Source organism: Capnocytophaga sp. oral taxon 336 str. F0502 (assembly GCF_000411575.1).
Taxonomy (GTDB): Bacteria; Bacteroidota; Bacteroidia; order Flavobacteriales; family Flavobacteriaceae; genus Capnocytophaga; species Capnocytophaga ochracea.
The window spans coordinates 30,138-47,800 of record NZ_KE150491.1; the positions used below are offsets into that span (position 1 = coordinate 30,138).

A 17,663-nucleotide genomic window follows, 5' to 3' on the forward strand; every position below is an offset into this window, starting at 1 on the left:
TTAAAAATTAGAGTTATACTTTGCGTCCTTTGGACTTCTTAGCAGTTTCTTTTTGAGCTGTTTTTTCTGATTGCTTTTGAGGTTGTTTTTCTTCTTTAGCTTTGGAAGTTTCAGCTTTTTGTTTGGTAGAAGAAACTTTATCTGTAATGTCCTTTTGAGGATTGTTAAAGCTCATCTCTACTTTGCCTTTGTCCTTGTCAAAAGTAAAATAACCGCTATAAGTTTTACCTGCTTTGCTCTGTAAACCTTCTAAATAAACAGGATTACCCTTGCTCAGTTCCTTGTGTTGCTCTTCGGTAAGAGTTACTCCTCGTATGACTGTAGGAGCCTCAGTGAGTTTCTCTTGATTAGCAAGTTTAGGAGCTTTGTCTTCAAAAAGAAATTCCACATAACGCTTGTCGGCATTGAACTGCACGGTTGCGTTAAAAGGCTCTCCTTTTTTAGAGGTCATTCCCTCGACAAACAGAGGCTTGCCTTCTTTGAGCGTTTGTTTTTGCTCCTCAGAGAGTTTGACTCCTTTGATTTCATCGGGGACTTTGATGTGTTCACTGCGCAAGGCAATGATTTCATTGGTGAGCCTATCAATACTGATAATAGAAGGGATTTTTTCTCCTGTCTTGGTATTGGTAAGCTCAACTGTACGTCCCATATTTCCTGTGGTAAGCAGGTTCTTTTTATCCTCTTCTGAAAACTCGTGACCAAAGAAAGGATAATCCAATTGTGGTTCCTTGCGCATCCCGTGAATGGCTACTGCTACTTTTCCATCAACTTCCCTTAGGGACAGACGAGCATCAAAACGGGTTACTGTAGAGCCTAAATTGAAACTAATAGGCACCAGTTCATTGGTTTTATAGCCTTTCAAGAGGGGCTCTAATAGGTTCCTCTTCTCTAAAGACTCTCGACTCACCCCTAAGTTTTGTAACGTTTCCCAATCAATAGCATCAGGGTTGTACTTGAGTTCCTCTTGGGCAGGAGTACTTTGAGATTGTGCCTGAGCAGGAGCTTCTTGTGCTTGCGCTTGAACAGGAGCTTCAGGAGGGGTCTGAGGGGTATGAGCCACGGTAGTCTCTCCTTCTTGTTTTAGAGTAGCTGCTTTTTGCTCTTTTTGAACATACTCTTGAGGAGAGACTTCGTACTTCTTGAGGTATTCCTTACCCTTTTCAGTGAGCTTTGCCAAATGGTTTTGGAGTTTTTCTATCGTATTTACCGATTTTTCTATCGGTATTTTAAAGAAAGAAAAACGAGAAGGGTTCTGGGCTTGGCGCATAAAGTTGCTAAAGAAATTAGACAGCATATTACCTTGCTTGTCTACTTTCATAAAGTCATCCAAGGATTTGCTGTCAGCAGGAGCCGTTTTTAACTCTCCTTTCTCATCAATTCCTTTTACAGCCTTAAGCTGTTTTTCTTCTTTGTCAAATACCAGTAGGATATCTGATAGTTGTTCATCCACTGGGATTTGATTGTCGTAATTTGCCGTATCGGCGTGTTGATTTTCTGCCATTATTTAAACATCTTTTTAATTTGGGGGTAAAATTACTCCCTTTGTAAGACGTTTAAGAGAGGTTGTCCTTTTTAGGCATAGTATTTCCGTTTTTGGCTTTTAAAGCTGTTACAGGCACACTGAAATGTTCTCGGATAAATTGATGTACATCCGAGAGCTTATAGTATATTTTGCCTGATATGGTATAATAAGGCAGTTTGCCATTGGAGCGATACCTCTGCAGGGAACGTGCAGAGATTTTAAAGGTGAGCATCAAGTCTTGATTGTCCAAGAGTTCCTCGCCATCCAAGCTGTTTTTGCGTTTCTCAGCTTTGTCTATTTGCTCTTTAAGCAAATCAAAACGATCCATAATGCGTTCCATCCACGCTATAAATTCTATTCTGTCGATTTCCATTTTTTATATTTGTTTAATACTTCGATTGTTAGATCTTAATCTTAGAACACCTAAAAGTTCTTCTTATCCTTGTGAGTTCTTGTTATCCTCCAAAAGTTCTTTTAGCACACAGCCCATTCCTAAGAGTTGGTCATTACCCTCTTGAGGAACTAAAATGCCCATTTCCTTTAAGGTGCGGATATAACCTTTTGCGGTGCGTTCCTTTACATCAGTCCTTTTTTGAATTTCTATGTTCAGCTCTTGAACTGTCCACAAAGTTCGCTCTTTAAAAAGAGGAGAAACTAACGAGGCTAAGGTACTGGCTTTGTTAGGTTTTTGGTCTTCGTTTTTCTGATTGCCTACATAACTATGCATTCCCAGCTCATTATTCCATCTAAAAAGTATTTGTGGGGTATCGCTAAGACTGCCATTGCGTATTTTCATCGGTTTGACCGCTGAGATAGGACTGTTCTTCTCCCTTTCGATAGAAAGCACTGCTGTTGCTTTGCGTTGTAGTTCAGAGCCTAAATGACCTCGGAGTTTAAGTCCGCTGGGGGTGAGGTGTAACACACATACGATACAGGTTTTGTAATTACCTGCCAAAAGGTAAAGCTCTTCTATGAGTTCCACACTTTCTTGCTCGTTATTCACAGCTCCAATAAGGTCGGCTATGCCATCGATGACCACCAAATGCACTCCTGCACATTGGTAGTAAAAACTCTCCAAGCCTTCACGAATGACCTTTAATCGCTCTCTGCGAGGGAGTTGGGTGAGGCAAAAGGCGTGTAGCAAATTAGGAAGAGAGGTTAGTTTAGCTCTTTTAAGCAGTTTGCTGATGTTTTGATAGAGCTGGTCTTGAGACTGTTCTGTATCGAAAAATAGCACCACTTTATCTTTGGGGCAAGGCAGTAGCGTTGTGCCCAATGTGTCAATAGGAAGGTTCTTACTGTTAAGACAACCTGCAATGAGGGCGCTTACATAATGACTTTTGCCTGTGCCTTCGCCTCCTGTAATACCCAATAAACTACTCTGTACTCCTACAGGAGTTTTGCCAATAGAGATGATTATTTCTTGCTTTTGGGGAGGTTTATCCCATTGGATTTCGCAGTTTTTAAGTAGTGATAGGCTTTCTTCATAGTGTTTGCTAAGGGTCTGATAAAAGAGTTGCAATAGGTCTCTACCCGTTTTACCTTGCGCAAAATAATCAGATATATCTTTATCCTTTTTAGTACCTGAAAGAGGTAAGACCAAACGAAATACTTCTAAAGGTGCTAATTGGGCTTGTTGCTCTAAAGAGGCTCTTTTACCTGTTTCGTCGCTATCAAACAAAAGGACTAAATGTCGGAATCGCATTTTTAGCTTTTGGAGTTTTTGTAAAGGAATGTGTGCTGTTTCACTATTGAAACAGATAGCCGAAAAGCCTCTACTGGCTAAGCTCATTACATCTTTTTCACCTGCGGTGATAAAAAGAATGTCGCCTTGTAGTGGTAGCTGAGACTCACCAAAGCAATAGTTTTCGGGATTACCTCCATAGAGAAAACGCAGTTTAGAAAAAGGACGATAGACCTTTAAATGCTTTTTAAAAAGGTAAGCAAACATCCACTCATTATAAGTGGAGGCAATAATGTAAGGTTTGCCGTCTTTATTAATACTTGAATAGCTTTGCAAAGAGATTACATTGTATTTGTTTAGGATTTCTTGGGTGATGCCGTATTTCTGCCAATAGGCTAATTCTTCTTGGGTAAAAGGTTTTTGGGTGAATTGGTAAGAGATAGATTTTTTGGTTTCTACTTGAGTGCTTTCTATGGTGATAGTAGGTGGTATTTTAGGTTTTTGTGTAATTATAGAGGTGGATTCCTCTAAACCCAGATGTAAATCTCTATTGATAATCTTTAAGATTTCGATAAAATCAGAGGCATTTCGGCAGTCCAATTGATAGAGATAACCTACTAAGAAAAAACAGTCACCCCTAAAAGTATCGTTGCCAAAATCTTTCATCTTATAAATCCCCTGTCTGTCCTTATAGATATTGCAGGAAGCATTTTTATCGTCATAAAAAGGGTTTTTAAAGTTTTTACCTACCCGCCAGCTGCCTTGTAGATAGTGCTGAAAGACCTGTAGTCCTCCTTCGGTTCTACTTAAAATATCTTGCTTTTTCAACATAACCTTTGGCTTTTTGAGTGAGAGATTGCAGGTAGCTTTCAGTGTTTTCTACCGATTGACTGATAAGGAGTTTGCGAATGCTTCCCAAGGTATAGAAATACTGTCCATAAATTTTGGAGTAGGTGATTTCATTGCGTTTGCGCATTCGCCATAGGGTTTTCTCACTTAGGTGGAGATATTGACAGATTTCTTTTTGGTTAAGCCACAAACTATCCCACTCAATAGGCTCTTGTTTGATTTGGTTTTCAATGCTTTGGAGTTGCTCCATAAGGGCTTTCCAAGCGGATTCTTCAATGGTGATTAAATTCATTACGTATAGGGTTAAATTCTCGGCGACAAAGTTCTGACAAATACCAAACATAAACTGCCAAGTACTACCCATTGAAATGTGCATTTTAACGCAGTTGAAGTGATTTTTATTTATTTTATTGGTTATGAGTGTATTACAAGATAATTGTAACGTGTTTTTGGAGTATAAACTACTTTTATAGGAAGAAATGTATAAAAAATGCCAATGGGTTATAATGGGCTTTTTTTCAGAAATGGAGGTAAAAGTGTGTGTAGGGAGTTTCCATAGAAGAGTTAAATTGAAAATAATAAATATAATTGAAAATAATGAATATAATATTTGATTATAAATCCTTCTCCCTAAAAAAGGGAAACTATCTATTTCCCTAAAAAACTGATTAAACAATGTTTAAACGTTTTTATTTGAAGTTAGCAAAACTACTTTTGGTCGGAGTTGTTTATATGATCTAGTAAAGCCGCTTTTAAAGCATCGAGGAAAGGTGTAAGGTTCTTTGAGCGTCCTTTCATACGATGAAAAGTGTGATACAGATCTCCCAATTCTACCTTGAAGAGCTTTTCAAATACCGCAGTTAGCTTCTTGATAGAAATTTTTCCTGATGAAATGCGATTGGTAGCATACAAACTATAGATTAGCTCTATGAGCTCAGTCTTTTGCCCTGTCCATTCTAAGAGATTTAGAATTTCTAAAGGCATATCTTCTTCTTCACGAGTACGAAAAAAAAAGATAATCAGAGAGTTCCTTAGCAGCCCCTATCTTAGCAACTTCAAAGCTACGACAAGTAGAAAAGGCTCCATCAAAAGAAAATAAATACCCCTCATTGCTTTGAGGAAAGTAGTCGTAATTGCGAGTAAAATACTCTACATCACGATTAGTTCTTCCTAAAGCAATGTAACTAAAGAAATCGGTTGCTTCTAAAGTCTCTAACTCTTTAAAACATTGGGCTTCTTTGTCTTTTAGAAACTTTTTAGCTGCCTCAGTAGAGAGTAAAGTTACTTTACTTTCTATCTGGTAAACCTCATTGTAGAAAATGAGTCTGCTAACCATTTGAGGTTGTACCTCGCGGAAGAAATGTATCTCTTCTGCTTGGTCCATAAAACCTCGTTGCTGTACCTCTCCCTTAGCCTCCTTTAAGAGGTCTTTTAGGAACTGTACCATTTCTAAAGATTCTTTAACCACGGCGGATCCATCCAGCGTGATTTGGCGTTCTCTTACAGCCAACTGATTCAAAATTTGTTGAAACATAAATTAATTTTTTAAATGATTTATTGCGCTATATTACAAAAAAACAATGATATACGCAAACTAAAAAAAATCTTCATTTTTTAAACAGCTAGTTTGCAGGAGATTTACAATTAGCTCCACGCAAACGTGCGTTGCTGCATAGGCTTCTGTAGAAGCCTATGCAGCAACGCACGTTTGTGGGTGCAAAGGTAAAATTTTTTGGTTATCTTGTCAAGATGTTGTACCTTTGCACCCAGAAGTTACTGAGAAAATAGGTATAATCAAATGAAATAAGAACCATTACTAAATCGTTACCTACTCTTATTGTAATTCCTGTATCTTCTTTATTTTGAATAGATTATAAAAGTAGTTTCAATTTTAACAAAAAGGTAAAAAGTAAAAGGTAAGGGTAGGAGGGAAAAATAACTAATTGTTAATTGAGAAATAAATCAGTAATACTGCTCCAATAACAATTCGGTAAATGCCCCATACTTTAAAACCAAATTTGGTGAGGATATGTATAAAGAATTTCACGGCTATCATTGCTACCACAAAAGCTATTACATTGCCTATGATAAACAACCAAAAACTCTCATCAGTTTTCATTATCAGCTCGTAGCCTTTCTCCTGGGCAGTACCCCATTTCTTCAAGAAAATAGAATACACGGTTACAGCCAGCATTGTAGGAACGGCTAAGAAGAAAGAGAACTCAGCGGCAGCTTTGCGAGTGAGCCCTTGCGTCATTCCACCAATAATAGAAGCAGCAGAGCGCGAAGTGCCTGGCATCATTGCTAAACACTGCCAAAAACCAATAGTAACGGCTTTCTTTATTGTGATGTCTTTCTCGTTGTGAATCGTAGGATGTTTGAACCAATTGTCTACAAAAATAAGGATAATACCGCCCACAATCAGGGTAATAGCAATCGCTTTTTGGTTGCCCAAAACTGCTTCAATCTTATCATCGAAAAGCTTACCTAATATAAGAGCAGGGATAACGGCGCAAGCTAATTTGAAATAGAAGTTCCAATTAGAAAAGTCGAAGAACTTGCGCCAATACAGTACTACTATCGATAGGATAGCACCAAACTGTATGGAAACTTGAAACATTTTTAAATACTCATCATCGGGCATTCCCATAAGGGCAGCGGTAAAACCCATATGTGCGGTTGATGAGATAGGAAGGTACTCGGTGAGTCCTTCGATAATAGCAATAATAATAGCTTGCAGTGTACTCATTCTTATTTTTCGTCTTGTTTTTTATCAGTTTTAGGATTTACTAGAATGGCGTAAATTTCAATGGCAAAACCTAAAAGTACCAAAGCAGGAGCTAAGTGAATACGTCGGAAATTGAAAATAGAGGGGTCGAACACAGCGGGATTATCGCTACCACCACCGCTCATTGTTATAAAACCAAGGGCTATTACTATTAAGCCAATAGCCATAATAAGATAGTTTTTCTTTTCAAAAATGAAAGTTGAATGATGTTTCATCAGTGATTAATTATTAATGATTAATGGTTAATAATAAAGGTCGTTGGTATTGAGGTTTAAGAAACGTTGTGTAGCAAAATAGGTGCTTAGCCAACTGATGAGTATCCCAATGGTTATAATGCTTATAAAAACAATGCTTAAAGTACCAGTGTCCATTAAGATATTAAATTCAGGGTATGATTTTACAATAGCCAAAAGCGATAGATAGAAAAGCACTATAGCTATTAGAGCGCTGAGAATGCCCAAGCGTACATTTGTCCATAAAAACGGACGGCGTATGAAACTGCGCGTAGCCCCTACTAATTGCATTGTTTTGATGATAAAACGTTTGGAATAAATGGAGAGGCGAATAGAGGCATTGATAAGCAAGATAGATACAAAAGTGAATAGGGCACTGAAAATTAATGTAACAATACCTATTCTGTTCACATTTTCGTGGATAAGAGCTACCAAAGATTGGTCATATACTACTTCGGTAACAAAAGAGTTTTGCTCTAACTCACGTTTGATTTCGCGCATCTTATCGGGCTCGGCATATTCGGCTTTTAGACTTAAATCGATGGTGTTTTGCAGAGGGTTAGTACCGATGAAGGTAACAAAATCTTCGCCGATATCCTTACTGAACTTTTCGGCAGCAACTTCTTTTGATACAAAACGCACTGACTTTACAAAACTCGCTACTGAAAGAGTTTTCTGTAACTGTTCGATGTCGGCATTTTTAGCGTCGTCCTTTATCAAGACAGTAACGGTTACTTGCTCTTTGAAGTAATTGGCTAATTTATTAGCACTTAATACTAAAAAACTAAAAAAGCCCATAAGAAAGAGCACTAAGGTAATGCTCACTATTACCGAAAAATAGGAGGTAATTAATCTTCGTTTGTTAAATGAATCGATGGAACGTGCCATTCTTATATTTTTTGTTTTAAGATAGAAAATCACGCAAAAGTACAACTTTTTTTTGAATTAGCAACTAATTTAATACCAATAATGCCAATAATGCCAAAAATACCAAATCAATGGTAAGTGATAAGTGACGGTGTGACGAAAGCCCCCGAACCCCCGAAGGGGGACAAGCTTTAAAAGGAAACCGATGCGAGGTCGTAGCACGATAGGCAGTGCGAGCCGCACAAGCAGGTGCGAGCCACACGGACAGGTGCGAGCCACACGGGCAGATAAACAAAAGACGAAGAAAATATCCTCTCCCCAATCACATACTCTCCTATTCAGAGACTTCTCCCAAGGAGAGGGAGTGTAGTAACGGAAAAGTGAGACGGACAAAAGACGAACAAAAGACGAACAAAAGACGAACAAAAGACGAACAAATGACGAACAAAAGACGGACAAAAGACGAACAAAAGACGAACAAAGAACGAACAAAGAACGAACAAATGACGGTGCGAGCCGCACGAGCAGATAGAGAAATGACGAACAAAAAACGAACAATGAGCGAAGGTAAGAGGGTAGTAATTGGGAATAAAAATAACTCTCGTTTTTGCAAGAAGTGCAAAAACGAGAGTTACAAAGAATAATAAAAACTTATTTTTACTGTTTAGCAGTTTCTTTTCGGCGCTTTTTCTCTGCTTTTAGCAAAGTGAGTTCACGTCCTGTTTGCCCTGCTACTGAGGTATTTTCTTCGGCTCGGCGGATAAGGTAAGGCATTACTTCGCGCACGGGACCAAAAGGCAAATACTTGGCTACGTTATAGCCTTCCTTAGAGGCATTGAAGCTGATATGGTCGCTCATACCGTAGAGTTGTGCTATCCACACGCGTTTGTCGTTAGGTTGCAAGCCTTTTTTGTGCATCAAATCCATTACCAGAGCAGCACTTTCTTCGTTGTGAGTACCTGCAAAGAGCGCAATCCTATCGATATGGTCAATAATATAGCGCACAACAGCGTTATAATTATCGTCGGTTGCTTGCTTGCTGGGGCAAATGGGAGTGGGATAGCCTAGCTCGGCAGCGCGTTCGTTTTCTTTTTCCATATAGGCACCTCGTACGATTTTTACGCCTATGTAGAAGCCTTTATCTACGGCACGTTCATAAAGTTCTTTTAGGTAAGGCAAACGGTCGTGGCGGTACATTTGCAAGGTATTGTATACGATAGGTTCTTCTTTGTTGTACTTCTGCATCATCTCTTCTACGAGGTCATCGGCAGCAGTTTGCATCCAGCTTTCTTCAGCGTCTACCAAAATAGGAATTTTATACTCGTAGGCGCGCTTGCAGGCTGCGTCGAAACGAGATTTGATGCGCTCCCATTCTTTTTCTTCTTCGGGGGTAAGGGCTTTTTTCTCGGTGAGTTTTTGGAAGATGGCAAAACGCCCAAATCCCGTAGGTTTAAATACCACAATAGGAATACCTTCGTTGCGATGGAGATTACCAAAATCGATGGTTTCCATTGTTTTTTCGAAAGTAGCTTCTATAGAGGATTCGTCTTCTTTACCTTCTACGGAATAGTCGAGCACAGAGCTACTCCTTTTTGATGCATCTTTTGGATTACGGGAAGGCAGTCTTGTTCGGAGATACCTCCGCAGAACTGCTTAAAGACGGTGCGCTTGATGAGTCCTTCGACGGGCAGGCGCAGTTTTAAGGAGAAGTTGGTAAGGGCAGTGCCCACACGAGTAAGGGTATTACTGCCAATAAGTTTAAAAAGGCGGTAAGCCCAGTTGAGTTCGGATTGGCTTTTGAGGGCAAAAGCGGTTTGGGTATCGGAAAATCTACTCATAATGATTAATGGTTAATTATTAATGATTAATGGTTAATTGTAGTTTTTGCTGTTTTGATACTACTGGTTAGCAGTTTGATGAGTTCTACAGCATCAGCTGAAATACTTTCGTACTCTTTTAGAGTAATATATTTTGTTTCGAATAGTAATTCTAACCAATACAGTGTTTCATTTATTTCTTTTTGGGCAATAGATAACTTATGAACGAAATCTACTTTACTCTCGGCGTGTTCTGATTCACGAACCATTGCACCTATTGAAGTGCCACTGCGCAAGAGTTGTTTAGAGAGCACAAATTCTTTCTTATTTTCACATTGATATTTATAAAAATTAACAATTCTGATAGCAAAAGCTAAGCTCTTTGATTTTAAAATACTTTCTTTCATAAATCTATATGCTACTGGTTAGTTGAGGCAAAGTTACTATTTATTTTGAAAGAAACAAACTTTTTCTTAATTATTTTTATCACTGTATTTACCACTAATCATTAACTATTCAGCATTAGCCACTAATCATTATCGTTTAAGTCTGTTTTTCTCGTCTTCTGCTCCTGTGTTTCTTATATTGTCATTCACTTTTTTACCTTTGGCAAAATCATAATTGATACCAATATAAAAACTACGGGTGTTAAATTTATAATAAGATGTATTATAAATGCCGTTGAAATCGTATTCGCTTTTAGAACGAGAGGTGTTAAATATATCATCTAATGAAGCTTTTAACTGAAAAGAATCAGAAAGAGGAATCATTAGGTTAAAGTTGAGCTGGTGATTGTAATAGTTTTTGATATACAAACTCTTATTGGTTGAGGAATATTGGTAAGTGAGAGAGGCTTCGATATCTTTGGGGAGGTAAAATCGCTGTGAGGTGTAAAACTCGGCATATAAGGAGTTGAAAGCATTCCCTAAATACTTGAAGTTAAAATACCCTCCTGTGAATTTTGCATTGCACTCCCACCAATCGGTGAACTTAGTAAAACGGGATAGGAACAAAAACACATCGTTTTTATAACCTACATTCTCGGGGCGAGTAGTTATTACGCCAGCAATAGCGGTAGGAATGTTAAGTACATTTTTTTCGGAATAGCGGTAAGCCACAGCCATATCTACTTTTTTCCACCTATAACCCGATTGCAACGTATATCCTTCTATGGGACTTAAATCTTTATTACCTGTATAGGCTTCAGTAGGAGAACTTTTGATATAGGTAGGGTTGAAAAGACTGTAATTCACCCTGCTGAACCATCGGCGAGCGGAAAAGAAGAGGGTTTCTTTGCCGAGCTTGGTAGTATAGAGGGCATTGAGTGACCATTGTGTGTTGTCGTTATGGAAATTATCTAAGTGATTGCTAAACGTATTGTAATTATATTCAGAACGTAAGCCTACTGAGAACTTTGATTTTTGAGTAAGAGGGAAGGTGTAATTAGCAAAAGTGGCGAAGATGTGTTCTTTGAAGTAGAAATCCTTAGAAAAGTTAGTGTTTTTTAACTTCTGGGTAGGCAAAATATCAAAATAAACAAACTCATCTTGATTGTCTACCAATGAATAACGCAATCCAAGTACTAAGTTCTGCTTTTCTGAAGGGTATTTAGAGGTAAAAAACTTACTCCAAGTAGTTTTGAAGGCGTAAACATCGCTGTAAGAATATGAGTCTTGCTCAGTATTTTCTTCGGTAGTTACTGTGCGGTAATAAATATCTTTTTCAGTAAGAGGACTTTCATACTTTTTCTTAACCAAGTCTAAGGCTATTTTGATATTTGAACCTAAGGAGTCAGTAGTGCGGTCGAAGTTCAGTGAGAAAGAGTGGTCATTAGATATGGCGTCCCATTTTCTGTTCGTACTAAAATGATGGTTAAGCACATTGTTGTTATACACGTTAGTTAAACCATTGTATTCTTTGTCGGCATCAGCATCATAATTATAGATATACAGAAAGCTAAGAGTCGATTTTTTATTGAAATAGTAATCTGCTCCCAGCGTTATTCCGTTTGCTTTTCGTTTTAACTGTCTATCGGAAGTACTTTGATAAAGTGTATTGCTATTTTTCAAGAGAGATTGTTCCTTATCATCGCTAAAGGTGTGATGTCGTTCGTGGTATAGGTTAGTAAAAAGACGATATTTATCAGTAGAATAAAACAGGTTTGCATCATCGTTATAGCCTAATTTTTGTTTGTACAGAAAGTTGTGACTTAACGAGCCTACCCAGCCGTATTTTGCAATAGTCGTTATTTTTATGACGCCTGCTTTTGAGCTATCGACACTGGCATCAATCTTATCAACCACTTCAATACTTTTGATACTCTTGACGGGTATCTTATTTAAGAAAAACACTATTTTGTCTTTATCGAGGTGTAATTCCTTACCATCGAGCATTATTAAAATATCGTCATTGCCATAGATTTTCAAGCCACTAGTAGTGGAGATGCTGGGAGCATACTCTAAAATATCGGTCACCGAAGAACGATAGGCGAGCCGTGTGCCTGTTACTTCAATAAGTGAGCCCGTTTCAGTAGGGATGACAGGATTTTTCCGACCAGTAACGGTTACTTCTTTAAGGTTTTCTACTTTCTCGGTAATCACAATATTGCCTAATGCGATATTCTTATCTACCATTAGCTCTTGCTGAAAAGGCTCATAGAAAATAGAAACCACATTTAGCTGGTATTGCCCTGCTGAAAGGTTTTCAAAAGAAAAAGTACCCTTTTCATTTGAAGCGGTAGTATATACAACTTTGCCCTGCGAGAGGAGCTTAACGACACAGTTGCTCACAGGTTGTTCTTTACTGATTAGGTTTCCTGTAATACTATATTGCGAAAAAGTGCACAAAGGGAGGCAGAATAGGCAAAATAAGATGATTGATTTCATATAGCATTAATTATTAATCATTAACTGTGGATAGCGCGGTTTTCGGTGGTAGCAAGGGCGGCTTCCTTTATTGCTTCGGCAAAGGTAGGGTGAGCGTGGCAGATGCGAGCGATATCTTCGGCACTGGCACGGAACTCCATTGCTGTAACGGCTTCGGCTATCATATCGGCAGCACGAGCTCCAATGATGTGTACGCCAAGTACTTCATCAGTTTGGGAGTCAGCTAAAATCTTTACAAAACCGTCGGTATCCATACTGGCACGGGCGCGCCCTAAGGCACGAAAAGCAAATTGCCCTACTTTATAAGCTATGCCGTCAGCTTTTAGTTGCTCTTCACTTTTGCCTACTGAAGCTACTTCAGGCCAGGTGTAAACAACACCAGGGATAAGATTATAGTCGATATGTGGTTTTTGTCCAGCGAGTTGTTCTACTACCAATATGCCTTCTTCTTCGGCTTTATGGGCGAGCATAGCTCCGCGTACTACATCACCTATGGCATAGATGTTAGGCACATTGGTTTGCAGGTGATCATTTACTATTACCCTACCGCGCTCGTCTTTCTGTACACCTGCTACTTCGAGGTTAAGACCCTCGGTATAAGGGCGACGACCTACGGCTACTAAGCAGTAATCACCTTTAAGGATAAGCTCTTCGCCTTTGGAGGTAGTAGCTTTTACAGTTACCGTTTTGCCCTTGCGAGTTACTTCTTTCACCTGATGGCTTGTATAGAAAGCAAAACCCTGTTTTTTGAGTACTTTGGTGAGTTCGCGCCCTAAGCCTCTATCCATTGTAGGGATAATGCTATCGGTGTATTCTACTACCGACACTTTAGCTCCTAAGCGACTGTATACTTGCCCCAGTTCTAAGCCTATTACGCCCCCACCAATTACGATGAGGTGTTCTGGTACTTCTTTTAGCTGGAGAGCTTCAGTAGAAGTAATAATACGTTCTTTATCGACTGTAATAAAAGGTAAGGAGGCAGGTTTAGAGCCGGTAGCAATAATGGTGTGCTTGGCTTCTATGGTCTCTGCCTTGCCTTTATTAGGAGTAATCTTAATTTGTGTGGGTGATACAAAGCTCCCTACCCCGGTAAAAACGTCTACTTTATTTTTATCCATTAGGAACTTTACCCCTGCGCAAGTTTGCTCTACCACAGCTGCCTTACGGGCAATCATTTTCTCTAAGCTAAACTTTACTTTGCCTGTGATTTCAATACCGTGGGCTTCGAGGTGTTTGGAAGCGTCTTCGTAGTGGTGAGAAGAGTCCAGTAAGGCTTTAGAAGGGATACAACCTACATTAAGGCAAGTGCCTCCTAAGGTATTATATTTTTCAATAAGGGCAGTTTTAAAGCCCAATTGACCTGCGCGAATAGCGGCTACATAACCGCCAGGACCTGAACCGATGATAACAATGTCGTATGTTTTCATATTACTTAGTTTTTTGAAAGGCAAAGTTAGGGTTTATAATTGATATTTGCAAGTAGTTTTTCACTTTTTTCTACCCGCATAGAAAAAGGGACTATCCTTTTTAGGACAGTCCCTTTTATATATTCAGTAATTAGATATTACTTCTTAGATTGTTCTTTAGTATGGTCAGCTTCGTCCTTTACAGTGTCGTAAATGAGAGGAGCTGCCACGAAGACAGAGGAGTAAGTACCGATGAAAACCCCGATAATCATTGCAAACATAAAGCCACGCAAGGTTTCACCACCAAAGATAAAGATAGTAACGAGTACTGCCAAAGTAGTGAATGAGGTGTTCAAGGTACGGCTAAGGGTAGCGTTGAGCGCGTGATTGATTTTCTCCCTTGACCAATGAGGCTCACGCATTACTTCCCTGATACGGTCGTAGATAATCACCGTGTCGTTTAGTGAGTAACCTACTACGGTAAGGATAGCCGCGATAAAAGCTTGGTCGATTTCCATATTGAAAGGCATAATGCTATAAGTGAGCGAATAAATACCAAGTACCATTAGCACGTCGTGCGCTGATGATATGATAGCACCCATAGAGAATTGCCATCTTCGGAAACGGAATAAGATATATAGACCGATTACAATAAGCGAACCGATAACAGACCAAAATGCACTGCTCTTAATATCTTCAGCGATAGTAGGCCCTACTTTCATAGATTGCATAATACCAATCTTATCAGTAGAAGTAGCTTTAGCAAAACTATCGAATGAAGTTCCTTCGGGTAAGAATTTCTGTAAGCCTTTGTACAAGAGCTCTTGTATTTCATTATCTACTTCAGTACTTTCTTCTTGTACTTTGTATTTGGTAGAAATTTTAACTTGGTTAGGAGCACCAAAAGTCTTCACTTCCACATTTCCTAAAGTAAGTTTGAGTGCGTCGGCTACTTGGGTAGGATTAACTTCTTTTTCAAAACGAATTTGGTAAGTTCTACCACCTACGAAATCAATACCTTGGTCGAGACCACGAGTAGAGAGAGAAATGATACCTATTATTGATAGGATAATAGAAAAAGCATATCCTATTTTGCGCTTGCCGATGAAGTTGAGATTTACATTTTTGAACCAGTTCTTAGTAATAGGAGTGGTGAAAGTAAGCGTATGTTTTTTCTCAACGCTATAGTCGATAAACAAGCGAGTGATAAAGATAGCGGTGAACAAAGTAGTTGCAATACCAATGAGCAAGGTAGTTGCAAAACCTTGGATAGGACCACTACCAAAGAACAACAAGATAAGAGCAGTAAGCGCTGTAGTAATGTTAGAGTCTAAGATAGATGATAGGGCGTGTTTGAAACCATCAACCACTGCTTGATTGATGTTTTTACCTTTGCGCAGTTCTTCTTTCGACCGCTCGAATATCAGCACATTCGAGTCGACTGCCATACCAATGGTAAGCACGATACCCGCAATACCAGGGAGCGTAAGTACAGCTTCTATACTTGCTAGCACTCCAAATATAAGGAGTATATTGAATACCAAAGCGAGGTCGGCATAAATACCGGCACGACCGTAGTAGAATATCATCCACGCAAAGATGAAGATAGTAGCGATAAGGAAAGAGTTCATACCGCTATCGATAGCTTCTTGTCCCAAAGAAGGTCCTACGATTTCAGATTGTACAATATCAGCGCTTGCAGGTAATTTACCAGCACGGAGCACGTTAGCAAGGTCGACAGCTTCATTTAAAGTAAAATGCCCTGTAATTTCAGAGCGACCCCCTGAAATAGCACCTGTAGTTACTCCTGGTGCTGAATATACGATGTTATCGAGTACGATAGCAATATTGGTGTTTTGAGTAAAAGCTTTGCCAGTAAGCGCTTCCCAAATGCGCGCTCCTTTGCCGTCCATTTGCATAGATACGGCAGGCTGGTTGCGAACATCATAGGTTTGTTCGGCTTGGGTTACTACGTTACCTGTAAGAGGAGGGGTGTTATCGCGGTTACCTTTTAGGGCATAAAGTTCGATAAGGGAGGTCTTTTTATCAGGTTTACCCCAAGCGAATTTTACATACTGCAATGAAGCAGGAATCAAATGTTTTGCTTCAGGAGAATTGATATAGCTATTTACTTGAGCAGTATCTTTTAAACTTACTGTAAAAAGTACTGGAGAACCTTCATAAGAATTAGCTTTGATAAGGTCAAACAAAGGATTTCCTTTTCCTGATTGAGTAGGAACAGAATCCTTCTTTACATCAGTAAGTAGAGAATCGATAGCACTACTACCTGATTGAGTAGCGGCTGTGAGCGTATCTTTTACTTTATCTGTAGTTTTAGCAGTAGATTTAAGTTGCTCGTTAAGGGCTTGTAAATAAGGGAAAACATCAGTATTCTTATAAGTTTCCCAGAACTCAAGCTGAGCGGTACTTTGCAAGAGAGATTGCACACGAGTGATATCTTTAGCACCTGGAAGTTCTACAAGGATACGACCTGAGTTACCAAGGCGCTGGATATTAGGTTGAGAAACGCCAAATTTATCGATACGTTTGCGCAATACCTCGAAAGCAGATACGATAGACTCGTCTACGCGTTTTCTGATGATAGGGCGTACCTCACTATCACTCATTTGGAAGTTGATTTGGTCGCTGAGGGTTTTATTAGCGAACACATCGGGGGAGGCTAATTTACCTCCGTTCTTAGCATAAGCCTCGAAGAACAAATCCAAGTAGGTTTTGTCGGTTTTGCGGAGCTGTTCATCGGCTTCGGCTAATGATTTGTTAAAGATAGGGTCTTTGGAGTTGTCAGCAAGACCTCTCAAGATGTCTTTTACGGAAATTTGCAGAATCACGTTGATACCGCCTTTAAGGTCAAGACCGCGGTTCAATTCTTTAGCTTTTACTTCACCATAAGTGAATTTTGTAAAACCGAGGTTATAGACATCTTGCCCCATTTTATCGTCCAAATACTTAGCTTCTATAGCTTCGCGTTTAGCGATATAGTCAGCTTGAGTATTAGGCACTTTTGCCTCAGCGAATGCTTTGGCTTCATCTTCTACTCTACCTGCCACGTAGGTGAATGAAAGCTGATAAATACATATTAGCCCAAACAATATGGCAAATAGTTTCACAAGTCCTTTGTTTTGCATTTTTTTAATTAAATAATTTACTTATTTTATCTCTTCAAACGGCAAAGATATATATTTTACTGAACATAGAAAAATAAAGTCCTAAAAAATTATATTTTATTTATATTTGAAAGGCTGGCATAAGGGGTATATATTCTTATATATTTATTGATTATCAAATGGATAAATGAGTTTAATACCACAATGCCAAAAATGCTAATAATACCGATTGTTTAATGATTAATGATTAATGATTAATGGTTAATGGTTAATGGTTAATGGTTAATGGTTAATGGTTAATGGTTAATGGTTAATTTGGGAGAAGCTTATAGGAAAGACGAACAAAAGACGAACAAAAGACGAACAAAAGACGAACAAATGACGAACAAAAGACGAACAATGAACGAACAATGAACGAACAATGAACGAACAATGAACGAACAATGAACGAACAATGAACGAACAATGAACGAACAATGAACGAACA

At 38.9% G+C, this 17,663-nt stretch carries 14 protein-coding genes and 1 pseudogene; 1 reads left to right on the forward strand and 14 read right to left on the reverse strand.

What is annotated here, in order from left to right; all coding sequences use genetic code 11:
- Positions 1-13: 13 nt before the first annotated feature.
- From HMPREF1528_RS08105 to HMPREF1528_RS08145, 9 genes are all read right to left on the reverse strand, one after another.
- Positions 14-1,501: a DUF3945 domain-containing protein gene (locus tag HMPREF1528_RS08105; protein WP_016479365.1), complete on the reverse strand. Its 1,488-nt coding sequence runs from the start codon at positions 1,499-1,501 to the stop codon at positions 14-16.
- Positions 1,502-1,553: 52 nt separating this feature from the next.
- Complete coding sequence (locus HMPREF1528_RS08110) at positions 1,554-1,895, reverse strand: helix-turn-helix domain-containing protein (RefSeq protein ID WP_016479366.1); 342 nt, start codon at positions 1,893-1,895, stop codon at positions 1,554-1,556.
- Positions 1,896-1,958: 63 nt separating this feature from the next.
- A complete protein-coding gene (locus HMPREF1528_RS08115; RefSeq protein WP_016479367.1) occupies positions 1,959-4,037 on the reverse strand; it encodes a bifunctional DNA primase/helicase in 2,079 nt (692 codons plus the stop codon).
- Positions 4,009-4,419 (reverse strand): helix-turn-helix domain-containing protein, encoded by a 411-nt coding sequence (locus HMPREF1528_RS08120; protein WP_016479368.1) that lies wholly within the window; start codon positions 4,417-4,419, stop codon positions 4,009-4,011. Before HMPREF1528_RS08120 ends, HMPREF1528_RS08115 begins: the two co-directional genes overlap by 29 nt.
- 344 nt (positions 4,420-4,763) lie before the next feature.
- Positions 4,764-5,039 carry an RteC domain-containing protein gene (locus tag HMPREF1528_RS13085; protein WP_016479369.1) on the reverse strand — a complete coding sequence of 92 codons (276 nt, stop codon included), beginning with the start codon at positions 5,037-5,039 and terminating at the stop codon, positions 4,764-4,766.
- Positions 5,040-5,049: 10 nt separating this feature from the next.
- Positions 5,050-5,589, reverse strand: a complete 540-nt coding sequence (locus HMPREF1528_RS13090) for an RteC domain-containing protein (RefSeq protein ID WP_016479370.1) — start codon at positions 5,587-5,589, stop codon at positions 5,050-5,052.
- A 405-nt stretch (positions 5,590-5,994) separates the two neighbouring features.
- The gene (locus HMPREF1528_RS08135) at positions 5,995-6,804 is read right to left on the reverse strand and encodes an undecaprenyl-diphosphate phosphatase (protein ID WP_002672638.1); all 810 of its coding nucleotides are present in this window, start codon (positions 6,802-6,804) and stop codon (positions 5,995-5,997) included.
- Between the two features lie 2 nt (positions 6,805-6,806).
- Entirely contained in the window at positions 6,807-7,058 is a 252-nt protein-coding gene (locus HMPREF1528_RS08140; protein ID WP_009410262.1) for a DUF3098 domain-containing protein, read from the reverse strand.
- Positions 7,059-7,085: 27 nt separating this feature from the next.
- On the reverse strand, positions 7,086-7,964 hold the full coding sequence (locus HMPREF1528_RS08145; RefSeq protein ID WP_002672636.1) for a cell division protein FtsX: 879 nt from the start codon (positions 7,962-7,964) through the stop codon (positions 7,086-7,088).
- A gap of 359 nt (positions 7,965-8,323) precedes the next feature.
- On the opposite strand from HMPREF1528_RS08145, the gene HMPREF1528_RS12645 reads away from it, so the two are divergent.
- A complete protein-coding gene (locus HMPREF1528_RS12645) occupies positions 8,324-8,587 on the forward strand; it encodes a hypothetical protein (RefSeq protein ID WP_157464898.1) in 264 nt (87 codons plus the stop codon).
- Positions 8,588-8,600: 13 nt separating this feature from the next.
- Here HMPREF1528_RS12645 and HMPREF1528_RS08155 read toward each other — a convergent pair.
- The 5 genes and pseudogenes from HMPREF1528_RS08155 to secDF all read right to left on the reverse strand — a co-directional run bounded on the left by HMPREF1528_RS08155 (position 8,601) and on the right by secDF (position 17,197).
- A pseudogene (locus HMPREF1528_RS08155) lies at positions 8,601-9,781 on the reverse strand (proline dehydrogenase family protein).
- 26 nt (positions 9,782-9,807) lie between these two features.
- Complete coding sequence (locus HMPREF1528_RS08160; protein WP_016479373.1) at positions 9,808-10,167, reverse strand: four helix bundle protein; 360 nt, start codon at positions 10,165-10,167, stop codon at positions 9,808-9,810.
- Between the two features lie 129 nt (positions 10,168-10,296).
- Positions 10,297-12,645 (reverse strand): outer membrane beta-barrel family protein, encoded by a 2,349-nt coding sequence (locus HMPREF1528_RS08165; protein WP_016479374.1) that lies wholly within the window; start codon positions 12,643-12,645, stop codon positions 10,297-10,299.
- Between the two features lie 20 nt (positions 12,646-12,665).
- Positions 12,666-14,072, reverse strand: a complete 1,407-nt coding sequence (lpdA, locus tag HMPREF1528_RS08170; protein WP_016479375.1) for a dihydrolipoyl dehydrogenase — start codon at positions 14,070-14,072, stop codon at positions 12,666-12,668.
- 137 nt (positions 14,073-14,209) lie between these two features.
- On the reverse strand, positions 14,210-17,197 hold the full coding sequence (gene secDF, locus HMPREF1528_RS08175) for a protein translocase subunit SecDF (protein ID WP_016479376.1): 2,988 nt from the start codon (positions 17,195-17,197) through the stop codon (positions 14,210-14,212).
- Positions 17,198-17,663: the final 466 nt, after the last annotated feature.